Here is a 21,404-nt window from a genome sequence, read left to right on the forward strand (position 1 = left end):
GGCTTGGGGATTCGCGTCGACGCCTGCTTCGCGGCGGCCGAGGTCGCGAGCCCTGGGCCGAGGGTCGGGCGTTGCCTCATTGGTGGAACGTGGACACGCATCTCCTCCAAGAGGTCACGGTCCATTTCGTGGGCGGAAGCGCTCCGAGCGACGCATGGGGCGCGCGGCCCTGGACCGACGTGGAAGCGCGACGGTTCGCCCTGGAGGTCGGCTCGTGATTCGTCTGAGCAACAGCACCCTGGTGTCCCTTCCGGCCGGCGTGGAGCGCCCCACCTATGACCGCACCCGGGTGACGCCGGGCATCGCCCACCTGGGGGTGGGCCAGTTCCATCGCGCGCACCAGGCGCTCTACCTGGACCGCTGCCTCGCCCTCCCCGGGCAGGAGCGCTGGGGCATCGTCGGCATTGGCGTCCTGGATGGAGCCCGGGAGCGACACAAGGCGGACGCGCTCCACACGCAACAGGGCCTCTACAGCCTGACAGAGTTTCCCGCGCGGGGACGTCCCACGGTGCGCGTGGTGGGCTCGCTGGTGGGCTACCTCCATGCCCCCGAGGACCCCGAGCGCGTGCTGGAGCTGCTGGCGGCTCCGGACCTTCGCCTCGTCACCCTCACGCTCACGGAAGGGGGCTACAACCTGGACGAGGCAGGGCAGTTCCTGCTGGAGACGCCCGCCGTCGCGAGGGACTTGGACAGCCAGGTGCCGACCACCGCCTTCGGGCTCGTCACCGAGGCGCTGCGTCGACGGCGCGAGCGGGGCCTGGGGCCCTTCACCGTGCTGAGCTGTGACAACCTCCGTCAGAATGGCGAGGTGGCCCGGGACGCCTTCCTGTCATTCGCCCGGGCCCGGGTGCCGTCGCTCGCGAACTGGATGGAGGAGCACGTCACGTTTCCCAGCGCCATGGTGGACCGCATCACCCCCGGCGTGGCGGAGCACGAGGCGGCCCGGCTCAACGAGGCCAGCGGACTGGATGACGCGCTGCCGGTGTACTCCGAGTCGTTCATCCAATGGGTCATCGAGGACAGGTTCTGCGCCGGGCGGCCGCCACTGGAGCGGGTGGGGGTCCAGTTCACCGACGACGTCGGGCCCTATGAGCAGGTCAAGCTGCGGCTGCTGAATGCCTCACACAGCCTGCTCGCCTTCCCCGGCCTCCTGATGGGCTACCGCTTCGTCGCCCAGGCCATGGAGGACCCCGCGCTGGTGTCCTTGCTGCAAGCGTTCCTGCGCGAGGACGCGGAGCCGTTGCTGCATCCGCCGCGAGGGTTCTCCGTGCGGGACTACGGCGACACGGTGCTGGAGCGATTCAGCAACCCCGCCATCAACGACCAACTCCTGCGCATCGCCAGCGACAGTGCCTCCAAGCTCCCCCTCTTCGTCCAGCCCACGGCGCGAGAGGCGCTGCGCGAGGGCCGCGACACCCGGCGCATCGCGTTCCTGCTCGCCGCGTTCTGCGAGTACCTGCGGGGAGTCGACGAGCGCGGCCATGTCTTCCTTCCCCTGGAGCCGCACCTGACGGGGGCCGAGGTGAGGCGCGCGCACGCCACGGACTTGAAGGCGCCCCTGGGCCTGGAGCTGTTCCAGGGGTGGGGTCTGGCCGAACATCCCGGGTTCGTGAAGGACTGCGTCCACTTCCGACGGGAGCTGCGCTTCAAGGGTGTCTCGGCCACCCTGGCGGAGCTGGCGCGGTCGACGGAAGCGGCCTCGGCTTGAGCGCGGGCGAGGGCCGGTGTGTCAGGCCCTCGCCTGGCCCACCATGTCCGACGCGCTGGTCCGCTTCCCTCGACCCCGTGTCCGTCGACCCGCCCCGGTCGAATCCAGGACCGCGAGGTCGGAGGGGAAGCAGACCCCAGGGAGGTGTCGGTGTGGCGCGCCTGCCAGTGCCCGAGTCACGGAGCGCCGGAACTCAAGGGGATTCTGGTCGACGCTGAACTCAGCAGCGTGATTGCAACGGTTGTTTGGTGGCGTGAGACGGGGGCTTCATGATGACCGCGGGCGTTCGAGCGCGCTTTCGCGCCGCGCCTGACTGGAGTCCATCTCGATGCGAAACCTCGTCAGTGGGTGCCGCCGTTCCCTGGTGGTGGCCCTTGGGTTGTTGCTGGCCTCGTGCGGTGACGCGCCCGTCGAAAGTCCGGCCCCACCGGAGATGGCACCCCACCTCCCCAGCACCCCGGATGGACAGGTGCATGCCATGTCGTTGCAGGCCTTCATTGTCTGTGACCCTCCGAATGTCTTCACGTCGTGCGAGGGGTACGTGACAGGGGGCGTGGCGCCCTACACCTTCTATTTCGGGCGGAACATCATCGAGTACGAGACGGGGCGGCAGTACTCGGTGACGGGGCCGGGCACGGGGGGTTGGTACCCCTATGGCTGCACGCCTCCTTCCGAAGAGCAGCCCGCGACCTTCGACGAGCAGCCGACCCTCCGGGTGCGCGACGCGCTGGGCAACTACTCCCCGTTGGTGACGGACTCCTATCGCGCCTGCCACGCGCCGTAGTGGGCGCCGCCAGTGCGCGCTACTTGCTGTCGAGCGTGAAGACGCCGTCCCAGTCCTCGGGCGGCGGCGTCACGAGCAGGGTGTCGCACCGCGCGGCGAAGCGCTGGGAGGGAGGGTCCTCGGGCGAGGTGAGGAACACCGCGCGGGCCTCGGTGAAGCGCCGGGCCCGGTAGAGCGCGAGGCCCTCCGCGAAGCGGACGAGGTGAGGCGCGGGAGCGGTACCCGCCACGCCCACGAGCTCGAACACTCGGACGGGCTGCTGCTTGCCTTTGACTCGCAGCAAATCCAGCTCGCGGGCCAGCACCACACCGCGCGCGGCGAGCAGCGTGTCCTCGGCGACGAGCGTGCGGGTGCCGTAGACCTTGGCGGCACCCTCCAGGCGCGAGGCGAGGTTCACCGTGTCGCCGATGACGGTGTAGTCCTGGGCCGCGCTGGAGCCCAGGTTGCCCGCCACGGCGTGGCCGGTGTTGATGCCGATGCGGCAGTCGAGCCGGGGCAGCCCTCGCGCCTCGAACACCGGAGACAGCCGGTCCACCACCGCGAGCAGGTCCAGCGCGGTGAGGCACGCGCGCGCCGCATGGTCCTCCAGGGGGAGCGGCGCGTTCCAGAAGCACATGATGGCGTCGCCGATGAACTTGTCGAGCGTGGCCCCGTGCTGGGTCAGCACGCCCGTCGCCTGCTCGAAGTAGGTGTTGAGCAGCGCGACCAGCTCCTCCGGGCTGAGTTGCTCGCTCATCGAGGTGAAGCCCACCAGGTCGCTGAACAGCACCGTGAGCAGCTTCCGCTCGCCTCCCGGCGCGGCCTTCTCCGGATTCTTGAGCAGCTCGTCCACCACCTGCGGCGCGAGGTAGCGCTTGAAGAGGCCTTTGATCTGATCTCTCTGTCGCAGGCCGCTGACCATCTCGTTGAATGCCTGCGCCACCCGGCCCACCTCGTCGGTGCCGCGCACGGGCACCTCGACGGTGAGGTCTCCCAGCCGCACGCGCCCCGCCGCCTCCTCCAACCGCACCAGCGGCGAGGCCAGCCCGCGCGCGAGGAAGAAGGCGGCCGCCAGTGCGAACAGCGCGATGCCCACGGCCGTGGGCACCAACCACAGTCGGAAGCGCCGGAGGATGGGCTTGATTTCAGCGTCGAAGTCCCGGAGGACGAACACCTGTCCCATCCGGGCCCCGTCCACGCCGAGGAGCGTCCCCTCGCGCACCAGGTAGTGCGTGTCGCCGAGGTACACATCACGCGCCTGCCCGGCCTCCAGCTTCGGACCGTCCAACCGCGTCTCCAGCGGGAGCTGGGACGCCGTGGCTCCGTCCTCCGCGCGGACAGCGAAGCTGGCGCGGGTGTCCGCCATCTGCGGCCCCGGTGCCCTGGGGGCCATCGGGTCCTCCAGCAGCACGTCCTTCACCCACTGGCCCGACAGCACCACCCCCACCGGTTCGCGCGAGGCCCCATAGGCGGGCTGCGCATGGACGAGCAGCAGGTCCCCCTCGCGCACCTGCTCCAAGGGGATGAACGTGAAGGGCAGGGAGCGCAGCTGCGCGGGAGACCAGAGCGCCGACGTGGGACCGCGCCTCAGCGCGGTGTCGAGCAGCGGCAGCGCCAGTGGCTGGTCCCCCAGTTGTTCCGGCTCCGCGCGGGTGTAGACGAGCCGCCCGCTGGCGTTGAAGAAGGCCCAGGGAGGTTCACCCCCGAACGCGTCGGTGTCGGCGGAGGAGATGACCTCGCGGGCATAGCGGATGCCGTCGGTCTCCGCCGTCTCGTCTCCGAGCCCGGCCTCGGCGTCGAGGGAGTTGACCGAGAGGGACATCCCCCTGAAGGAGTGGTCCATCGTCCGCGCCTCGGCCACGTCGCGGATGCGCTCCTGACTGGCGCGGGCGAGCTGCTGGAAGGCCACCAGCGTGCGCTCCAGGTCGCTGGCGATCTTCTGCTTGGCCGCCGCCTCCACCGCGAGCGTGGTGAGCACGAGCGCCGCGACGAGCGCCGCGCCTGCGAGCGCCATGAAGGCGAGAACGAGCTTCCGGGTCAGCGTCACCGCGCGAAGGATAGCCGCGCCCGGGCGCTCCCCGCGAATCTAGGGACTCTTGCCGGAGTAATCGGGCCGGGGGCCGTACTTCTTGCCGTGTTTGTCCAGGTGGGTGTCGTCGGCGCGCGTCTCGGTCAGCTCGAGCGTGGCGGTGGCGGTGCCTCCCGACTCCACGACGACCTCCACGCGGGCGATGTTGCTCTTCTCGTCCCGCCGATGCACGGCGAAGAGGGGATGGCGTCCGGGAGGCACGCCTCGCAGCTCGAAGCGCCCGTCCTTGTCCGTCACCGCGAAGGCGCGGTTGGGCACCACCACCACCGTCGCCACCATCTGCTCGTGGATGTCGCAGTACACGTCGATGATGCCCGTCTTCTTGAAGGTCTCGACGTAGGCCTCGCCCGGCCGGTTCTTGCCCGCGTCGAACCTGCGCGCCACCGAGCGCGAGAAGACGTTGTGCAGCACCACGTCCCGGTTGGAGAACTCCACCTTCTGTCCCGCGACGATGGGCAGCACCGAGGGGAAGAAGGTCTTGTCCCGCTGGCTCATCTTCGCCACCTCGGCGGGGGGCTCCTCGGTGTAGCCGGTGAGGTAGACGACCACGCCGGAGCGGTCCGCCTTGGGCGTCGGCTTGCCGTCCGGACCGATGACGAGGATGCGCACCTCTCCTCGCACCGCGCCCGGCTCGGCGCTCGCGAGGGACGCGGTCATCAGGAGCGACAGGAGGAGCGACTTCACAGCGCCACCGCCCAGATGAGCCTCGGCATGAAGCGAGGGGTTTCGTCGGTGATGCCCGTCAACCCGACGAAGGTGCCGGCGGTAATCCACATGCGCCCGAACGTCCAGGCCACGCTCGGACCGACGAAGAGGTGCGGGTCGCCTTTCACGTCCTTCAGCCCGAACTCACCGAAGGACTCGAACGACAGCCGCAGCTCGTCCGGGATGACGGGATAGGAGACGCCCGCGGAGTACGTCCCGAGGATTTGGACCGGGGCGTCGCCGCCGCGCAGCCCGGGGATGCCCACCTGTGCGCCCAGGTCCAGCGCCACGCGCAGCCCGCTGTCCCACTGGTAGGAGCCGACGAGGTCGGCGTCCACGCGCGACGGGCTCGCCTCGCGGATGGACTGGTGCCAGACGGCGCGGATGAGCGGTTGGAACGCGCGGTCATCGCCTCGGGGAAAGAGGCGGTAGCGGAAGTCGGCCTCGAAGGAGTCCAGCTCCGTGATGTCCCGGTTGGCGCGCACCTGGAAGGGGATGGCGAGCTCCAGGTGCTGGCTCAAGCCGATGACGGGCCCCCACCAAATCCAGTAGACGGAAGGACGGTCCGGGAACGCGGGCGCGCGGCTGCGGGCCCACAGCCACTGCTCCAGCTCGACGTCGCCCTTGGGCACGATGTCGGTGTCGAACGTCCAGATGAAGGGGCGGCGGCCGGCCAGGGCAGGCTCGGCCCACGTCACCCCCAGGATGCATGCCACCAGCGCCAACCAGCGGACTGCTCGCATTCGCGCTCCCCACCCCGGGCGTCAGGGTGCTCGTGCTGGTGCCTAGCACACCACGCCCGGAGGTGGGACCGACAGGCGATTACAACCGGTCGCTGATTCGCTGCTGCAACAGCCAGTCGTAGAGCTCCAGGGTGGCGTAGGCGGTGTCCCACGTCGCCTCGTTGTGGCCTGCGTTGGGGATGATGGTGACGCGCATCTTGCTCTCACCCGGGCCGCACTTCGTGTCGAGCCACGTCTTGACGCTCGTGGCGCGGGACGGCGTGTCCAGGGCGCCGTGGAAGGCCCAGATTGGCAACGGCTTCAGATTGCAGATGTTCGCGTTATTGGTGGGCGTGGAGGTGATGGAGATGGGGACGATGGCCGCCAGTTGGCTGGTGTGGTTCATGCCCAGCTCGATGCTGATGTTGCCGCCGCCGCTCAGGCCGGTGACGTAGACGCGGTCCGCGTCCACGCGGTAGTCCTTCTTGGCGTCCTCGATGAGCGCGAGCAGCGAGGGCGCGGCGAACCAGCCGGTGCCCGTGTTGTCGAAGGGGAGGCGCTGATTGGGCGAGATGACGATGGCCTTCATCGCGGCGCGGAAGCTGGCGGAGGAGAACTGCCGGGCCAGGCCCTCCGGATTGCTCAGCACCGCAGTGCGGTCGACGGTGAGGGTACTGCCTCCGATGCCGTGCATCCCGATGATGAGCGGCCAGCGGGTGGTGCGGTCATTGTTGTACTGCTCGGGCAGGAAGAGGGCGTAGTCGTAGCGGACGTTGCGGACCAGCGTCTGCTGTCCGGCCGCGCACGTGGTGGGGCCGGTGGGAGTGGCGGCCGGTGTACCCATGAGCTTCAGCTCGCGCAGCCGGCAATGGGGCTTGTCCTTGCACACCACCCGGACCTGCGTGGTGATGACGGGCGTGGTGAAGGTGAGCGTCTTCTGCGTGGTGCTGAGCGGGTTGCCGTCCACCACGGTGCCAGGAATCGTCTTCCAGCAGCCGCCATTCCAGGCCTGCAACTCGAAGGCGGGCATCGCGTTGGTCGCGGTCGCCGAGGTGCCCAGGTGCAGCTCCGCGCTGCTCACCTCGTAGGCGCCCTGGAGGTCAACGTCGAGGTAGTTGTGCGTCTGGAAGTGGAAACCGGACTCCCACCGGGTGGCGAGGTCTCCGTCCACCGCGTTCGCCGGCGGGAGGGATGTGTTGAAGGAGCCCGCGGTGGCGGGTTTCTTGAACGCCACGTCGGTGAGCACGGCTGGCGGCGCCGTCACCGTCACGCTCACCTCGTCGGAGGCCGTGGCTCCGTCGTCGTCCGTGGCGGTGAGCCGGAAGACGAAGACGCCGGCGGACAGGCCCGCGACGCTCAAGGAGGCGGTGGTGGTGCCGCTCAGCGTGGCCGAGGGGCCGCTCACCTGCGTCCAGGCCAGCGCCGTCACCGTGCCGTCCGCGTCGGTGGCTCCGCCGACCAGCGTCACGCTGCTGGTGGGCAGCGTCAGCGACCTGTCCGCGCCCGCGTCGGCCACGGGCGGGATGTTCACCTGCGTCGAGTGGGGCGTGCCGAAGACCCACAGCTCCTTCACCCGGCAGTTGTCCGCGAGCGGGTCCCTGCATGAGAAGCGCACCTTGTTCGCCGTCACCGGCTGCGTGAACGTGGTGGACACCGCGATGCTCGTGTTGGCCGTCTGGCTGGCGCCGGGGATGGGCTTCCAGCCTGTCCCGTCGTCGTAGAACAGCTCGTAGCTCTGGATGACACGGGTGTCCCGGAAGCCGGTGTAGAGCTCCATCCGGACCAGGTCGAACGTCCCCTGCAGGTCGATGTCGAGCAGGCGCGTCTGGTTGTAGATGCCAGGGCACCAGCGCGACGTATCGGTATTGATGTCCCCATCCACCGCGTACTCCGGACGGAACGGGTCCTGCGTGGAGCTGGCCGTGGCCGGCTTGTTCAGGGTGACATTGATGAGCTCGTCGATTCTGGCGCGCTGCTGCGCGGGCTGGAGGGCGCGCTCGTCGCCCTCCGGTGCTCCGCAGCTCACGAGCGCACTCGCCACCAACATGCTGATGAGGGATTGAAGCCGTCGCAAGGTGTCCTCCTCGGGATGGGGAAGAGGACATCTTGCATCAGTCACAGGGTTTCAAATCCGCAAAAGTTGTTATTCGTGTAATTCGCATGTAATGTCATGTCACCACTTGCCGGCGTGTGCGCCTCCGTCCACGTGGAGGACTTCGCCCGAGACATAGGTCGCGCCGTGAAGGTAGAGCACCGCGTCCACCATCTCCGCCACTGTGCCGACCCGGTGCATGGGGGACATGGTCCTGAGAAAGGGATGTTTGTCCTGGGAGTGCATGGGCGTGTCGATGGTGCCCGCGGCCACGGTGTTCACGCGGATGCCCTGGCCCGCGTATTCGATGGAGAGCGCGCGGGTGGCGGTCTCAAGTCCGCCCTTGGTCAGGATGGCGAGCGCTCCGGAGACGCCCGAGATGGGCTGACCCACCAGGGATGTGCCGATGTTCACGATGTGCCCTGCCTTCCGGGGCACCATCCACCGGAGGGCCTGTTGGCTCATGTGGAAGAAGCCCGCGATGTTCGTCGACACCAGCTGGGCGAAATCGCTCTCGTCATAATCCGTGAAGGGTTTTGCGATGAAGAGGCCCGCGTTGTTGATGAGCAGGTCCACCTGCCCGAAGCGCGACTCCGCGACCTCGAAGACCTTCCTCGCCGTCGCCTTGTCCCCGACATCGCCGTCCACGAGCGCCAGTTGCTCCGTCGGCACGAGCGAGGGCTCGCGCGACGTCTGCCTCGCCGTCCCCACCACCGAGAACCCTCGCTCCAGCAGGGCCCGGGTGAGGCCCAGACCAATTCCACTCGACGCACCCGTGACGACCGCGACCTGTGAACCCATGGCTTCGCTCCGTGAACGGGCGAAGAGCCCGTCTCGACGGGCCTAGGTCGTCATGCGCCGGACTGTTACAGGCCGTCGTATTCGAAGGAGCAATGGCGCAATTGCTCACGGGCGCGGTGGAGGAGGACTCGGACATAGCCGTCGGAGATGCCGAGCAGCTTTCCCACCTCGCCGCTGGGCTGTTCATCCAGCAGACTGAGCATGACCACTCGACGCTGAAGCTGGGCCATGCGGGAGATGCACCCGTGCATCCAGGCCAGTTGCTCGGTGCGGGAGATGAGCTCCTCGCTCGTCACGGTGTCCTGTGCGGCCTCCCCCGCTTCGAGCAGCAGTCGCGCCTTGGACTGGCGGGAGTGTTTGCGTCGGCGGTTCATGAGGTTGTGGCGGAGGATGACCGTCAGCAGCTTCACCGAGTCGTCGGAGTCCCGCGCGATTTCCCGCGCCTCCGGGAGGCGGAAGAACGAAAAGAAGCTCTCCTGGACCGCGTCGAGCGCATCCTCCGCATCCAGGCCCCGACGGCGGGCATGGGTGAGCAAACGCTCCCGGTGCTCATGCACCAGCTCCGCCACCCACGACAAGAAGCCGGGGGAGATGGGCGGCGAGGCGGGGAGTTGGGAGATGTCCTTGGCCGTCACGTTCCTGCTCCTGAAGAGGGTCTCAGCCCCCCTAGGTCTCCAGTAGCGGCGTCGTTACAAGGTTTCCACGGGAAGCGCCCGGAGGCCGTGGGCCACGAAGCCCAGCATCAGGATGGAGGCGGATGGGGTGCTGTAGAAACGGCGGTATCCCGCGCGCACCTGTTCCAGCTCCTCCAGGGAGATGAGCCCGGCGTCCATCGCCGGTCGTAGCCGCTCCGGGTCCAGCTGGCGTCGGAATGCCTCCAGTCCCAGCGCGTCGCTGTGGTACGCGATGACGTCCAGCCGGACGTCCGTGAACCCCGCGGCGGTGAGCAGGCGCACGAGCTGGCGACCGATGAAGCGGTTGCCGCCACGGTGGAGCTGAAGCCGCTCCGCCTTGCGGTGGATGGACTCCAGCTCCGGCAGGGACGGCTCCGCCACGCCCCACAGTCCCGCGTCCAGCTCGCTGACCACCAGTCGCCCTCCAGGACGAAGCAACCTGAGGGCCTCGCGCGCCGCGAGCAGGGGCTCCTCCAGGTGTTGAAACACGAAGCGCGCCAGCGCCAGGTCGAAGCGCGCGTCGGGCAGCCCTGTCTCCAGGACGGAGCAGCGGTGCACCCGCGCGCGTGCGCCCAGTCGGGCCTCCGCGAGCACACACATCCCAGGGTTCAGCTCCACGACATGCAACGCGCCGGAGGGCACCAGCTCCAGCAGCTTCTCCGCGACGAACCCAGGCCCGCCTCCCAGCTCCACCACGGACATGCTCTCCGTCAGCCCCAGGGCACGAAGGAGCCGACGCTCCTCCGGCCAGCTCAGCTCCACCTGGGCCTTCAGCCTCGCGAGCTCCTCGCCGAGCCCTCCTGAGTGTTCCTCCGGACGATATGAGCCACTCATTCCGCATCCCAGCGGCGAGCACGCATCGGCAGCCCGCCCGAGGGACGCAGTGTCACCAGCGCCTCCGGCTCCACGTGGTGTCCTTCCACGTGCTGAAGCTGGAAGCGCTGGACGACCATGGCCAGGACGAGTCGCGCCTCCATCATCGCGAAGTTGCGACCGATGCAGACGCGCGGGCCTCCGCTGAAGGGCAGGTACGCATAGGGATGTCGAGCCGAGGCGCGGCTGTCCCGAAAGCGCTCCGGGTCGAAGGTCTCCGGCTCGCTCCAGTAGTCGGGGTGGCGATGGAGCAGGTACGGGCTGACGATGACCAGGGTGCCGGCGGGGAGGTGATAGCCGCCCACGCAGTCGTCCTCCCGGCAGATGCGCGACATCAACCACACCGGGGGATACAGGCGCATCGCCTCCTGGAGCACCCGTCCTCCGAAGTCGAGCGCCCGCACCCGCTCCGCCACCAGTGGCTTCGTGCCCAGCAGCGCCCGCGCCTCCTCGCGCACGCGAAGCCGAGCCTCCGGATGCAGGCCGAGCAGGTGCAGGCTCCAGGTGAGAGCCTTCGCCGTCGTCTCGTGGCCCGCCATCAGGAAGGTGAAGATCTGCTCGCGGAGGACGCGCTCACCGGCGGGTCCGTCGAGCGCGGGAGGATGCCCTTCCAGGAGCAGGGCCAGCAGGTCCGTGCCGCCACCCGTCTCCCGTCGCCGCGAGAGGATGCGCTGGACGAGCGTGTCGATGAGCTGGCTCGCCTCGCGGAACTGTCGCAGGCCCACCGCGTCCTCGGCGTCGAAGCGGGACATGAAGCTGTTGAGCCGCTGCACCGCCCCGGCGAAGTCCGTCGTGGCGTCCTCCAAATCACAGCCGAACAGACAGCGGGTGACGATGCGCAGCGTGAGGTGCCCCAGCTCGCGCTCCACGTCGAAGGGGATGCCCGTGCGCGCCGGGTTCTCCCAGCGATGCAACATGTCCTCGGTGCACTCCGCCATGACCTGGACCCAGGGCTCGATGCGGCTGTGCTCGAAGGCGGGACGGGCCACGCGGCGCTGCTCGGCCCAGGGCTCACCCTCGGTCGTCATCAGGCCCTGGCCCAACATGGGCAGGAGCATCATCAAGTCGGGCGTGCCGTGCTTGACGTAGTTGCGCGCGTGACTCTGGAGGACGTGCTGCGCATGGAGGGGATGGTTCACCACCACGGTGGACCAGCCTCCCGCCGTGTAGCGGAAGAGGCTCCCGTACCTGCTGGCGCTCTCCGTGAGGAAGCGCAGCGGCCGGGCGCGCAGGGCTCCCAAATCAGGAGCATCCGTCACCAGCGGAGGCAGGGGCAGGTTGAGGTCCGCCAGGCTCATGGCATCACCCTGAGCACAGGCTCTCGGTCCTGGAAGAGGGGATGTTTCGCCGCGCGGTACGACGCTGAGAACACCCCCTGGAGCTTGCGGTACTCCCGCATGAATTCCTCCCGAGGCATCCGCGTCCGCGTCACCGCGTGCTGCAAGTCGAAGTGCTCCCAGTGGGGCCGGCCATTCGGCTGCCGCTCCAGGATGTGCTCGAACGATTCGCACGCGGGTGTGCCCGGCAGCGGCGTGAGCAGGGTGAAGGACGGATAGTCGACGCCCTGCTCACGGATGAATGTCGCGAGCTGGTCGAACTCCCGAGGCGTGTACTCCGGCTTGACGATGAAGCTGGCGAAGACGTGGATGCCCAACTCTTTCGCCGCCTGGAGCCCCTGGAGTATCTGCTCGCGCGCCTGCCGCTTGTTGTAGTCCTTCAGCTCGTGGTCGAGCACCGCCTCCAGCCCGAAGAAGACGCGCCGCAGGCCGATGTCCCGCCACCGCCGCATCAGGTCCAAATCCCTCAGGAAGGAGTCGATGCGGCAGTACGCGAAGTACTCTTTCTCCAGTCGAGCGGCTTCAATCTGCTCGGCCAGCGCCCACATGCGACGCGGGTTGACGAAGGGCTCGTCGTCCACGAGGAAGACATAGCGCTCGGGGATGGTGGCCAGCTCCTCGACGACGCGCTCGACGTCGCGCTTGTAGTAGCGGCCGTCCATGATCTTCCACAGCGAGCAGAAGTTGCACCGGAAGGGACAGCCCACCGTGGTCCGCAGCAGCGCGATGGGCTTCATCCAGTCGATGAAGTAGCGCGCCCGGTCCGCCGGCACGAGGCTCCGGTCCGGAAAGGGCAGCGCGTCGATGTCCAGCTTGGGCGCCTCGCCTCCGAAGCGGAACGCGTCCGGGGCGCGCGCCCACGCCCCTGGGATTTCCGTGAGCCCGTCTCCCGCCTCCAGCGCCTGGAGGATGCGCCGGAACGGGCGGACGCCCTCGCCGCTCACGACCCAGTCAATCTGGGGCTCGAAGAAGTCCTCCGGCATCAGCGTCGCATGGTGTCCCCCCACCACCGTGCGCACCCGGGGCAGCAACGCCTTGGCCTGCCGACACAGCTCCAGCATCCGGGGCACATGCATGGAGTAGCCCGTGACGCCCACCACGTCGGGCTCGAAGCTCCACAGCGTCAGCGTCAAGTCATGGGGATGCAGGCGCAAATCGAGCAGCCGCACCTCATGGCCATCCTGACGGGCCCCCGCGGCCAGGTACTCCAGGGCGAGCGGCTCCGCGATGGCGCCCAGGTCTCCCCAGCCGATGAGCTCCCTCTTCGCGTTGGGATAGAGCAACAGGACCTTCATGTGCCGTCCTCCTTCGCTCGGGTGCCGAGCGCGAACTCACCCACCGCGCCCTCGGCCAGCGGGGGGATTCCACTGGCGCGCGCGAACAGCTCCGAGTCGCCGCCGCCCAGCGCGCACGGCGCCAGGTCCATGGCGGTCGCCGCCAGATACAGCGTTTGGAACAGCACCCCGACGTTCTTGAGGATGAGCGCGTAGCCCATGGCCTGGTACTTCCAGAAGACGCGCGGGAAGCGGGCCGTGATGACGAGCAAGACCTGCGGCCGTCCCTCCCGGGCGAGCGTGTGCCAGGCGCCTTCCAGCAATTGCTCCACCTGCTGCGTTCGGGGCGTCAGCTTGCACAGCTCGTGTTGCCCGGAGCGGTACTGATACAGGCCGGACTCCAGGCCCTCGCAGCGGTCCACGACGAGGTACAGCTCCAGCTCATACAGCGCGCCTCCACCGGGGTAGGGGCGCTCACCCAGCTCGCCATGTTCCGTGGAGAGGACCCGGCGCGTGCGCGCCGCGCGGTACAGCAGCTCACCAAGCTGTTCGAGGCTGATGGGCGGCTCGCCATACGTGCGAAGCGAGCGGCGCCGCTCCAGCACCTGGGTGAAGGGCGCGTCCTCCTGCGAGAGCCGCTTGAGGTCGGGCCGGGGCAGCGGCACCACCGCCTCCGTCATCCGGGGCTTCAGCGCGGGCAGGGGCTCCATCCGGTGCTCGAAGCGATACGTGGCGCCATAGGGGCTTGGCAGTCGCCCCAGTCGGCTGTGCCCATGGAACAGCAGGTCCTCCGGCTCCCACAGCGCCAGCGCGGGGTCCTCCTCCTCGGGGACGTGCACCGCCTTCGCGTCCAGGAGCATCCCCAGGAGGAGGTCCACGGCCTTGATGGGCAGCGTGGCGGCGCGCTCCGTCAGCTCGGCCAGGGAGCGCGGGCAAGACAGCTCCGGGAGGAGCGCCGCCGCCCGTGTGTCCCGCAGCAGCACGCGGGCGTGGGACGCGGGGACTTCCACCACGAGCTGGTGGTCCTCGCGACGCACGCACGCGAGCCGTGAGAGGACATACTTCGCCTCGGGCCTCCGGGGCTCCGAGTGGCCGGGGGCCGTGCTCGGCAGCAGCGTCGCCAGCGGTGCGTCCTCCAGCAGCAGCGTCCGGTACAGGAAGTCGTTCCGTGCGAGGGATTGGAGCAGGTGGTCCAGCAGGAGGCTCGCGGTGGGCCCGTCGTGCGGCTCCGCGGTGTCGAGCAGTTCGTGTTCCGTGCCGCCTATCTCCAATTGCTGGAGCGCGGCCCGGGCGCCGGCGGACAGGCCGCCGAACTCCAGGCCGAAGCGGGGACTGGCGACGACGCGCCGCCCATCCTCCAGCGTGTGGACCTTGATGCCGGACGTGAGCCCGAAGGATTCATGGAGCCGCATCGTGTCCGCTCCTCAGAAGAAGATGCCGGTGGGGTTGAGCTGCTCCTCGCGCAGCGGCCTTTGGACCCAGCCCAGCCGCGCGGGCACGTCGTAGAGCCGGCCCGGCCCGAAGCGCTTCCAGAAGTGACGCATGCCGGGGACCATCACCTTGACGACGGGCAGCCCCACGTCGGGCTGCGTCTGGTCCAGCACCAGCGTCTCCATGCCCGCGCGCCGCGCGTGCGCGACACAGCGCTCCACGTCCACGCGCAAGTCGCCGGAGGACAGGTCGGGGAGCAGGCCCAGGGGGCGCGCGGCGGCGTTCGGGTCCGGGAGCAGATAGGGCTGGTTCGCCGCCGTCGCCGTCTGCCACCACCGGACGGCCTCCCGCTCGGGGAACCAGTAGAGCGTCTTGCCGTCCGCGTCCCGGTGCTGCACGGCGGGGAGGAACTGGTTGACCTCCGTGAGCGCCCTCAGCAGCGCGACGCGCGCGTCCAGGTGCGCGCCGAAGCCCACGACGATGTCCTCCACCGGCGAGTCCCATCGCCGTGACACCGCCGCGAGCGTGGGAATGCCCAGGTCCGCGGTGACGTCCAATACCCACAGCTCTCGCTGGAGTCGGCCGTAGTGCTCCCGCAGCGCGTGGACGTACGGCAGGTCCACGCTGTCCAGGTCCACGGCGGGCCGCCGCGTCCGCGAGTACCACCAGAGCGCCACCGAGTCGCGCTCCACCAGCTCCAGGAAGCCCTGGAGGATGGCCTCCTCCAGCGTGTTTCCCGCCGCGCAGCCGTTGGAGTCGCTGGAGCAGAAGAACCACTTGCGCAGGTCCGGGTGCCCGAAGGAGCAATAGGCGCTGGGGACGTGGCGGAAGCGCTCGTGCGTGAGGGACCACGCGTGGGTCCAATGGATGCGCCGGTCGGGGTCGAAGACCTCCGGCACATGGTGGAAGCCGGACGGGTGTGAGGCGTTCCACTCCGCGCGCTGGGCGTATTGCGCGGGGCTGAAGTTCATCAGCGCGTTGGGGTGGACGGCCTCGTCCCGGAGCTCGTGGAGGCTGGCCACGTGGCTCCACTCCTCACCCCGGTAGACGCCGGAGTAGCGCTCGATGGCTTCGCACAGCGCGCTCACCCGGGCCTGGGCATCCGTCGTCCCCTTGCCTCCGCTGCGGCCCCGGAGGTTGAGCAGTACGAAGCGCAGGTCCTGCTGCATCAGCGCGAAGTTGTGTCCGGCCGCGTAGCTGTGGACCAGCCCCGCGCCGTCGTCCGCGCTCAGCGGCTCCAGGTTGCGCACCACGCCGGTGATGGGGCTGATGTGCTTCTCCAGTCGCGCGAAGGTCTGCTCGGGGGATTGGGTGCGATGGCCCCCGTCACCGTCGAACCGCTTGGGACAGGGCCTGGGGATGACGGGCAGCGGCGCGCGCGACGTGGCCTCCGCGTCCGAACACACCGGACACTGGGGCCTGCGCACGAGCGCGTGTCGCTCCAATTCCAGCGTCGTCAGGTCCAGGGTGACCAGCTGTTCGCTGAGCGGGTGCTCGGGGCCGAGCACCAGCGCCTTGGCCACCTCCAGCGCCGCGAGCTGGAAGGCCGTCCCGGTGGTGGCCGACAGGCTCGCGGCCGGCAGCACCAGGTGATGGACGTGGCCCTGCTCCCGCTCCAGGAAGGACTCAAGCTGCCGGTTGGAGCGCAGGCGCTGCGCGAGGCAGGCCCAGCACGCCGTCAACGCGGGACGGAAGACGGGACCCAGCCACAGCGTGCCGCCCACGGGCCTGGCCAGCATCCAGGGCCTCCGCGCCGCGAGCGCCCGGCGGTTCAGCGCGTCGAGCGCGGGGTGCAGGTAGTCGTCGCAGAGCACCAGTTGGAAGCCCGCCTCGCCCTCCGAGCGCAGCCCCTGGGCGCGCAAGGCCTCTCGCTGGGGCTCCTCCCACTCGCCCCCGAGCGAGACGACGGACACGGGCGTCTGGAGGCGCTCGGCCACGGTGGCCATGTCCACGCCGAGCGCGTGCCAGAAGGGCGCCTGCTCCGGCGCGTCGGTGCTTCCCTCGAGGATGCAGCCCTGCTCCGCGGCGATCTCCAGCGCGTGGGAGACCTCCACCAGGGACAGTCGCGAGGAGAGCGCCTCGAAGACCTCCGGCAGCGAGTGGTGTCCGTCCAGCAGTGGCACGAGCAGGGGGAAGGCGCGACCTCGCAGGAGCAGGTAGTCCTTCTCGTGCAGGAGCAGCACCGTCGACTCGTCGACGCGCTCCACGCGGCAGTGGCTCTTCCAGACAGGTCTCGACAGCATTCGTGACTCCCGGGGGCATGAAGCATGGGCACCGCTGGAACGACAGGGGCGACACCGGAGCCCGGTGGCGCGCGGCCGCCGGGTCCGGAGCGATGCGCGGGGCTCAGGTGCAGGTGCAACAGGGACAGCAGCAGCAGCAGACCGAGACATCCTTGGCCGCGGCGCCCGCCGTCCCGCCCGGCGTCACGGTGGGCTGCGGCGGGATGAACAGGGTGATGTTCCCGTCCTTGTTGCGGTCCCAGCTCTTGAGCTGCTCGTCGTAGCCCGTCGTCGTCGCTCCGCTGTACGCCTCGGTGAACGCCACCGACTTGGGGATGGTGTCGAAGCCGTAGACCTTCAACAGGTCCGGGTCCTGCTCAATCTGGCCCTTCTTGCCAGGGTTCGCCCAGACATCCTGGATGAGCTTGGAGTACGCCGTGCGGAAGTCCGCCATGTTCATGCCTCGCTGCGAGTGGTGAGCGGCCCCGGATGAAAAACCAGTACGCGAAGACACGCTCGACAGGGCCGCCGCCGCGTTGTGCATGACGCACGCCAGACGCGGGCACCGCCTCGCTCGCGAGTCCTGTCGCTGGGATGCGACACATCCCGCGTCTCGAAAGTCGCCGCGCTGCTTGCTTGCCACAAGCATTTGCTTGTCACGGGGACGCCGGCACACGCGTTTTCATCCCAGACGCGCGCGAAAGGAGAGGGTTGTCGAGATTTTTGACTGGTTGAGGTTTTGCAGGCCGGTGCGCCCCGCTTCCCCCACCCATGTTTGAGTTTGGAGCGGACGAATGCCGACGAGTCGAACCGACGCGTTTCTTCCGGTCATTGGTGAATCCATGTCCGGACTGATTCAGGTCCTGCGGGTCTTCACGCAGCAGGACGACACCATCCTCATCAGCGGGCCCACGGGCTCGGGAAAGTCGAGGCTGGCGCGCTGGAGCCATGAGCACTCGGGGCGCAAGGAGGGGACCTTCGAGGTGCTGGATTTGATGACGGTGCCGGAGGAGCTGCAGATGGGGGCGCTGTTCGGCTGGAGGAAGGGGGCCTTCACGGGGGCGGTGCAGAACAGCCCGGGCTGCCTGGCGCTCGCGAAGGGCGGCACGCTGTTCATCGACGAAATCGACAAGCTGTCCCTGCGCGCGCAGGCGGGGCTGCTCCACGTGCTGGAGGAGCGGACGTACCGGGTGCTGGGGGAGGGCACGCTGCACCGCGCGGACGTGCGCTTCATCGTGGGGACGAACGTGGACCTCCACGAGGCGGTGACGGCCGGGAGGTTCCGCGAGGACCTCTACTATCGCGTCAACGTGCTCCCCATCCAGATTCCGCCCCTGGATGCGCGCCGGGACGAAATCATCCCGTGGGCGCAGTACATGTTGAGTCGGCGACACCAGGAGCGCGAGCGCGAGGGCCAGGCGCAGATGGCCCCGGATGCGCAGGCGCAGCTGCTCAGCCGCAGCTGGCCGGGCAACCTCCGGCAGCTCGACAACATCGTCCGCCGTGCGTACTCGCTGGCGGTGATGTCCCAGGTCGAGCACGAGGTCCTGCTGAGGGACAGTCATGTGATGCAGGCGCTGGGCTACGAGGAGTCGCCCACGTCGCGCTCGCTCATCGAGGCGCTGCGCGTGGCGTCCGCGTGTTTCGTCATGGAGGCCCAGCGCGCCGCGGTGCCATGGGACCTGGACCTGGCGGATGCGTTTCGTGGCTTCGTGCTCGGCACCGCCGTGCGGCAGGTGGGGCGGGAGGAGGCCTTCCTCCTGTTGGGCCGCAAGCGGCTCTTGAAGAATCGCAATCACTACAAGGCGCTCGAGCGCGAGCTGCGGAAGGTGGACGCGCTCGTCGAGGCGGTGGGGCAGTCGCCCTCGCCCTTCACGGACCTGGTGGACCTGACGCTCGGGAAGGTCTGAATGCGCCCCGAGCAAGAGGAGTCGAGCGCGTCCGGGTCCACGCGCTTCGAGGCGCTCTGGAGTCAGCACCAGCGCGCCCTGCTGCGAATCTGCGAGCGGACGCTGGGGGACCTGGACGCGGCCAGAGAGGCGATGAGCCGCACGGGAGTGCGTGTCTGGCTTCAGATGTCGCGCTCCTCCTCCCAGGAGGAGTGGCCCTGGGCGCTGCTGCGTCGGGTGGCCATCAACGTCTGCATCGACCTCCAGCGTGAGCGGCGCCGCCAGTCGTGGCGGTGGACGTCGCTCGACGAGGAGCTGGGGGATGGCGCGGAGCTGGAGGCGGCGCGGCCGTGTGGGGAGCAGGAGGAGCAGCAGTTGCAAGCGCTGTTGCTGGAGCTGCTGGAGTCGCTGCCGCCGCAACTGAGGGCCTGTGCGCGTCTGGCCTTCGTCGAACAGCAGGGCTACGCGGACATCGCGGCGACGCTCCGGCTGACGCCCGCCAACGTGCGCAAAATCGTGGAGCGCTCCCGCAAGCGGCTCGTCCAGCCGCTGGCCCAGGCGGGGGTGATTCGCGACGAGGCCAGCTTCCATCGCTGGCTGTCGGGGCGGCGCAAGCGGACGGACGGCTGATGCGCGCCGAGCCGGCTCCCATCCATGAAGGAGGGATGGGAGCCGGCCCGGTTTCAGCCGCGACGAAGGCTCACTGGCGCGCGGCGGCGACGGCACCGGTGACGGTGCTGACCAGGGGCCCGATGAGCGCGGGCGCGGTGCTGACCAGGTGCTGGAGCACGTCCGTCCAACCCTTGTCGGCGGCGGTGCCCATCACCGCGGGCTGGTAGCCCTTGCTGGCGGCGGAGACGGCGCCGCCGATGGTGTTCACCAGCGGCCCGATGAGGTGGGGCGCGGAGGAGACGAGGGACGAGAGCACGTCCGTCCAGCCCTTGTCCGCGCCGGCCGGCTGGTAGCCCTTGCTGGCGGCGGAGACGGCGCCACCGATGGTGTTCACCAGCGGCCCGATGAGCGCGGGCGCGGTGTTGACCAGGTGCTGGAACACGTCCGACCAGCCCTTGTCGGCGGCGGGCTGGTAGCCCTTGCTGGCGGCGGAGACGGCGCCACCGATGGTGTTCACCAGGGGCCCGATGAGGGCGGGCGCGGTGCTGACCAGGTGCTGGAGCACGTCCGTCCAGCCCTTGTCGGCGGCGGTGCCCATCACCGCGGGCTGGTAGCCCTTGCTGGCGGCGGAGACGGCGCCGCCGATGGTGTTCACCAGGGGCCCGAGGAGCGCGGGCGCCGAGGAGGCGAGGGACGAGAGCACGTCCGTCCAACCCTTGTCCGCGCCGGCCGGCTGGTAGCCCTTGCTGGCGGCGGAGACGGCGCCACCGATGGTGTTCACCAACGGCCCGATGAGGGCGGGCGCGGTGCTGACCAGGTGCTGGAACACGTCCGACCAGCCCTTGTCGGCGGCCGGCTGGTAGCCCTTGCTGGCGGCGGAGACGGCGCCACCGATGGTGTTCACCAGGGGCCCGATGAGCGCGGGCGCGGTGCTGACCAGGTGCTGGAGCACATCCGTCCAGCCCTTGTCCGCGCCCTGCGGACCCGTGGCCATCAGGGGATGTGTGAGGCCGCTGGGCAGGCCAACGAGTTGCGAGAGGCCAGGGAGATTCGGCATCTGCGGATACGTCATGGTTTTGACTCCTTCGTTCGACTGGGTGACTGCGGGAGCCGTGGGAGCGCCCAGCCCGAACGGCAGGCTGACCGGGACCACGGTTTTCGGCGCTGCGCCGAAATCGGTGTTGAGGAAGACGGAGCGGTTGCGCACCCAGTTGGTGTCGGGCGTCACCAGCAACTCAGGCGTCTGCTGGAAGCCCAGGCTGGAAATCTGGGCCGCGGCCTGCTGGAGGCACTGCGCGTAGGAGACATTCGGCGTCCCACCGAGCACCTGTCCCAGCGTGAAAGTGAACACAGACAGGTTCTTGGTGAGCTGCGTGCCCGCGGCCGCCGTCTGCTCGGCGGTGCAGGCCGTCAGCAGCGTGCAGTTGGCCTGGGGCGGCTCGGCCGCCACCTGCGGGTCATACGCCTTGGTGACAGCCACTCCCGGGAGAATCTGGACGGGCCGGCCGAAGCCCCGGAAGGGAATCTCCCCGGCGCGCTCGTCGGAGCTCCGGTGCAGCCAGGAGCGCTGGTGCGCCTGCGTGGCGGGCAGGAAGGCCTTCTCTCCCGTGGTGGCGCCGAAGTCGCGAGGGTCGATGTATGCCTTCACCTTGGCCAGCTCGACGCGGCGGGTGGCCCCCAGTTGATGGAGCTTCCGGGCGAAGTCCGACGCGATGAAGAGGTCCTTCTCCATCCCTCCGGAGTGGCACGCGTCCAGGACGGTGGTCAGCACGCCCTCGGGGAGCGGCTGGGTCAGCTTGGAGAAGTCCTGGTCGAAGAAGAAGTCGTCGTAGAGCACCAGGCTCTCTCGCCAGACCTCGTCTATCTGCACGCGGTAGCCATGGCCGGAGAAGAAGAAGACCAGCGCGTCATCCTGCGTGGCACCGTCGAACAGCCAGGCCAGCGACTCCTTCAGGTTGCTCAGCGTGGCGGCCTCGTCCAGCCGGACCTGGATGTCCTTCGGCGCGAACCCATACTGCGTCCCCAGCAGGCTCACCATCAGGTTGGCGTCGTTGATACAGCTCGACAGTTGATTGATTTGGGGACGGTAGTTGTTGATGCCCGCGACGACGGCCTTGCGGTTGCGAATCTGGTTCGGCGCGCGCAGCTCCGAGGAGGTGCGCTTGGTCGGTGTTTCCTTGGGAGCGGGGGGCGGACTCGCGGGGGGCTTGGG

General features: G+C 69.1%; 18 protein-coding genes. 5 read left to right on the plus strand and 13 right to left on the minus strand.

The window, feature by feature from the left end:
* From HR086_RS48000 to HR086_RS28825, 3 genes are all read left to right on the plus strand, one after another.
* Nucleotides 1-218: hypothetical protein (locus tag HR086_RS48000; protein WP_217441990.1), on the plus strand; the 218-nt coding region annotated here is incomplete at its 5' end.
* The gene (locus HR086_RS28820; protein WP_217441991.1) at nt 215-1,708 is read left to right on the plus strand and encodes a mannitol dehydrogenase family protein; all 1,494 of its coding nucleotides are present in this window, start codon (nt 215-217) and stop codon (nt 1,706-1,708) included. The genes HR086_RS48000 and HR086_RS28820, both read left to right, overlap by 4 nt.
* A 328-nt stretch (nt 1,709-2,036) precedes the next feature.
* On the plus strand, nt 2,037-2,492 hold the full coding sequence (locus HR086_RS28825) for a hypothetical protein (RefSeq protein ID WP_141640832.1): 456 nt from the start codon (nt 2,037-2,039) through the stop codon (nt 2,490-2,492).
* A 19-nt stretch (nt 2,493-2,511) separates the two neighbouring features.
* Here the strand turns inward: HR086_RS28825 and HR086_RS28830 are convergent, their stop codons facing one another.
* From HR086_RS28830 to HR086_RS28885, 12 genes are all read right to left on the minus strand, one after another.
* Complete coding sequence (locus HR086_RS28830) at nt 2,512-4,485, minus strand: adenylate/guanylate cyclase domain-containing protein (protein ID WP_217441992.1); 1,974 nt, start codon at nt 4,483-4,485, stop codon at nt 2,512-2,514.
* A 72-nt stretch (nt 4,486-4,557) separates the two neighbouring features.
* Nucleotides 4,558-5,244, minus strand: a complete 687-nt coding sequence (locus HR086_RS28835; RefSeq protein WP_371745708.1) for a plastocyanin/azurin family copper-binding protein — start codon at nt 5,242-5,244, stop codon at nt 4,558-4,560.
* Nucleotides 5,241-6,008 (minus strand): hypothetical protein, encoded by a 768-nt coding sequence (locus tag HR086_RS28840; RefSeq protein WP_141640834.1) that lies wholly within the window; start codon nt 6,006-6,008, stop codon nt 5,241-5,243. The genes HR086_RS28835 and HR086_RS28840 overlap by 4 nt, the downstream gene beginning before the upstream one ends.
* Before the next feature lie 79 nt (nt 6,009-6,087).
* A complete protein-coding gene (locus HR086_RS28845) occupies nt 6,088-8,061 on the minus strand; it encodes a discoidin domain-containing protein (RefSeq protein WP_174467231.1) in 1,974 nt (657 codons plus the stop codon).
* A 99-nt stretch (nt 8,062-8,160) separates the two neighbouring features.
* Nucleotides 8,161-8,880 carry an SDR family NAD(P)-dependent oxidoreductase gene (locus HR086_RS28850; protein ID WP_174467232.1) on the minus strand — a complete coding sequence of 240 codons (720 nt, stop codon included), beginning with the start codon at nt 8,878-8,880 and terminating at the stop codon, nt 8,161-8,163.
* 65 nt (nt 8,881-8,945) lie between these two features.
* Nucleotides 8,946-9,515: a sigma-70 family RNA polymerase sigma factor gene (locus tag HR086_RS28855; protein WP_174467233.1), complete on the minus strand. Its 570-nt coding sequence runs from the start codon at nt 9,513-9,515 to the stop codon at nt 8,946-8,948.
* A 54-nt stretch (nt 9,516-9,569) separates the two neighbouring features.
* Entirely contained in the window at nt 9,570-10,388 is an 819-nt protein-coding gene (locus tag HR086_RS28860; protein WP_174467234.1) for a class I SAM-dependent methyltransferase, read from the minus strand.
* On the minus strand, nt 10,385-11,725 hold the full coding sequence (locus tag HR086_RS28865) for a cytochrome P450 (protein WP_174467235.1): 1,341 nt from the start codon (nt 11,723-11,725) through the stop codon (nt 10,385-10,387). The genes HR086_RS28860 and HR086_RS28865 overlap by 4 nt, the downstream gene beginning before the upstream one ends.
* Nucleotides 11,722-13,059 carry a B12-binding domain-containing radical SAM protein gene (locus HR086_RS28870; RefSeq protein WP_174467236.1) on the minus strand — a complete coding sequence of 446 codons (1,338 nt, stop codon included), beginning with the start codon at nt 13,057-13,059 and terminating at the stop codon, nt 11,722-11,724. Before HR086_RS28870 ends, HR086_RS28865 begins: the two co-directional genes overlap by 4 nt.
* Nucleotides 13,056-14,450 (minus strand): SagB family peptide dehydrogenase, encoded by a 1,395-nt coding sequence (locus HR086_RS28875; RefSeq protein WP_174467237.1) that lies wholly within the window; start codon nt 14,448-14,450, stop codon nt 13,056-13,058. The genes HR086_RS28870 and HR086_RS28875 overlap by 4 nt, the downstream gene beginning before the upstream one ends.
* Before the next feature lie 12 nt (nt 14,451-14,462).
* Nucleotides 14,463-16,712: a TOMM precursor leader peptide-binding protein gene (locus HR086_RS28880; RefSeq protein ID WP_174467238.1), complete on the minus strand. Its 2,250-nt coding sequence runs from the start codon at nt 16,710-16,712 to the stop codon at nt 14,463-14,465.
* 103 nt (nt 16,713-16,815) lie between these two features.
* Nucleotides 16,816-17,145, minus strand: a complete 330-nt coding sequence (locus HR086_RS28885) for a hypothetical protein (protein WP_174461150.1) — start codon at nt 17,143-17,145, stop codon at nt 16,816-16,818.
* Between the two features lie 388 nt (nt 17,146-17,533).
* Here HR086_RS28885 and HR086_RS28890 point away from each other — a divergent pair, with 388 nt between their 5' ends.
* Nucleotides 17,534-18,601, plus strand: coding sequence for a sigma-54 dependent transcriptional regulator (locus tag HR086_RS28890; RefSeq protein ID WP_305794098.1), 1,068 nt, complete (start codon nt 17,534-17,536; stop codon nt 18,599-18,601).
* Complete coding sequence (locus tag HR086_RS28895; RefSeq protein ID WP_141640845.1) at nt 18,602-19,210, plus strand: RNA polymerase sigma factor; 609 nt, start codon at nt 18,602-18,604, stop codon at nt 19,208-19,210. It abuts the gene before it with no gap.
* 70 nt (nt 19,211-19,280) lie between these two features.
* Here HR086_RS28895 and HR086_RS28900 read toward each other — a convergent pair.
* On the minus strand, nt 19,281-21,404 hold a 2,124-nt coding region (locus tag HR086_RS28900), incomplete at its 5' end, for a caspase family protein (protein ID WP_174467240.1).

This window comes from Myxococcus sp. CA039A, assembly GCF_013336645.1.
In the GTDB taxonomy this organism is placed as follows: domain Bacteria; phylum Myxococcota; class Myxococcia; order Myxococcales; family Myxococcaceae; genus Myxococcus; species Myxococcus llanfairpwllgwyngyllgogerychwyrndrobwllllantysiliogogogochensis.

Bases quoted from the DNA above. Each gene is read 5' to 3' on its own strand.
- HR086_RS28825 (WP_141640832.1), top strand. From the start codon at position 2,037: ATGCGAAACCTCGTCAGTGGGTGCCGCCGTTCCCTGGTGGTGGCCCTT.
- HR086_RS28830 (WP_217441992.1), bottom strand. From the start codon at position 4,485: ATGGCGCTCGCAGGCGCGGCGCTCGTCGCGGCGCTCGTGCTCACCACG.
- HR086_RS28840 (WP_141640834.1), bottom strand. From the start codon at position 6,008: ATGCGAGCAGTCCGCTGGTTGGCGCTGGTGGCATGCATCCTGGGGGTG.
- HR086_RS28850 (WP_174467232.1), bottom strand. From the start codon at position 8,880: ATGGGTTCACAGGTCGCGGTCGTCACGGGTGCGTCGAGTGGAATTGGT.
- HR086_RS28860 (WP_174467234.1), bottom strand. From the start codon at position 10,388: ATGAGTGGCTCATATCGTCCGGAGGAACACTCAGGAGGGCTCGGCGAG.
- HR086_RS28865 (WP_174467235.1), bottom strand. From the start codon at position 11,725: ATGAGCCTGGCGGACCTCAACCTGCCCCTGCCTCCGCTGGTGACGGAT.
- HR086_RS28870 (WP_174467236.1), bottom strand. From the start codon at position 13,059: ATGAAGGTCCTGTTGCTCTATCCCAACGCGAAGAGGGAGCTCATCGGC.
- HR086_RS28875 (WP_174467237.1), bottom strand. From the start codon at position 14,450: ATGCGGCTCCATGAATCCTTCGGGCTCACGTCCGGCATCAAGGTCCAC.
- HR086_RS28880 (WP_174467238.1), bottom strand. From the start codon at position 16,712: ATGCTGTCGAGACCTGTCTGGAAGAGCCACTGCCGCGTGGAGCGCGTC.
- HR086_RS28885 (WP_174461150.1), bottom strand. From the start codon at position 17,145: ATGGCGGACTTCCGCACGGCGTACTCCAAGCTCATCCAGGATGTCTGG.
- HR086_RS28890 (WP_305794098.1), top strand. From the start codon at position 17,534: ATGTCCGGACTGATTCAGGTCCTGCGGGTCTTCACGCAGCAGGACGAC.
- HR086_RS28895 (WP_141640845.1), top strand. From the start codon at position 18,602: ATGCGCCCCGAGCAAGAGGAGTCGAGCGCGTCCGGGTCCACGCGCTTC.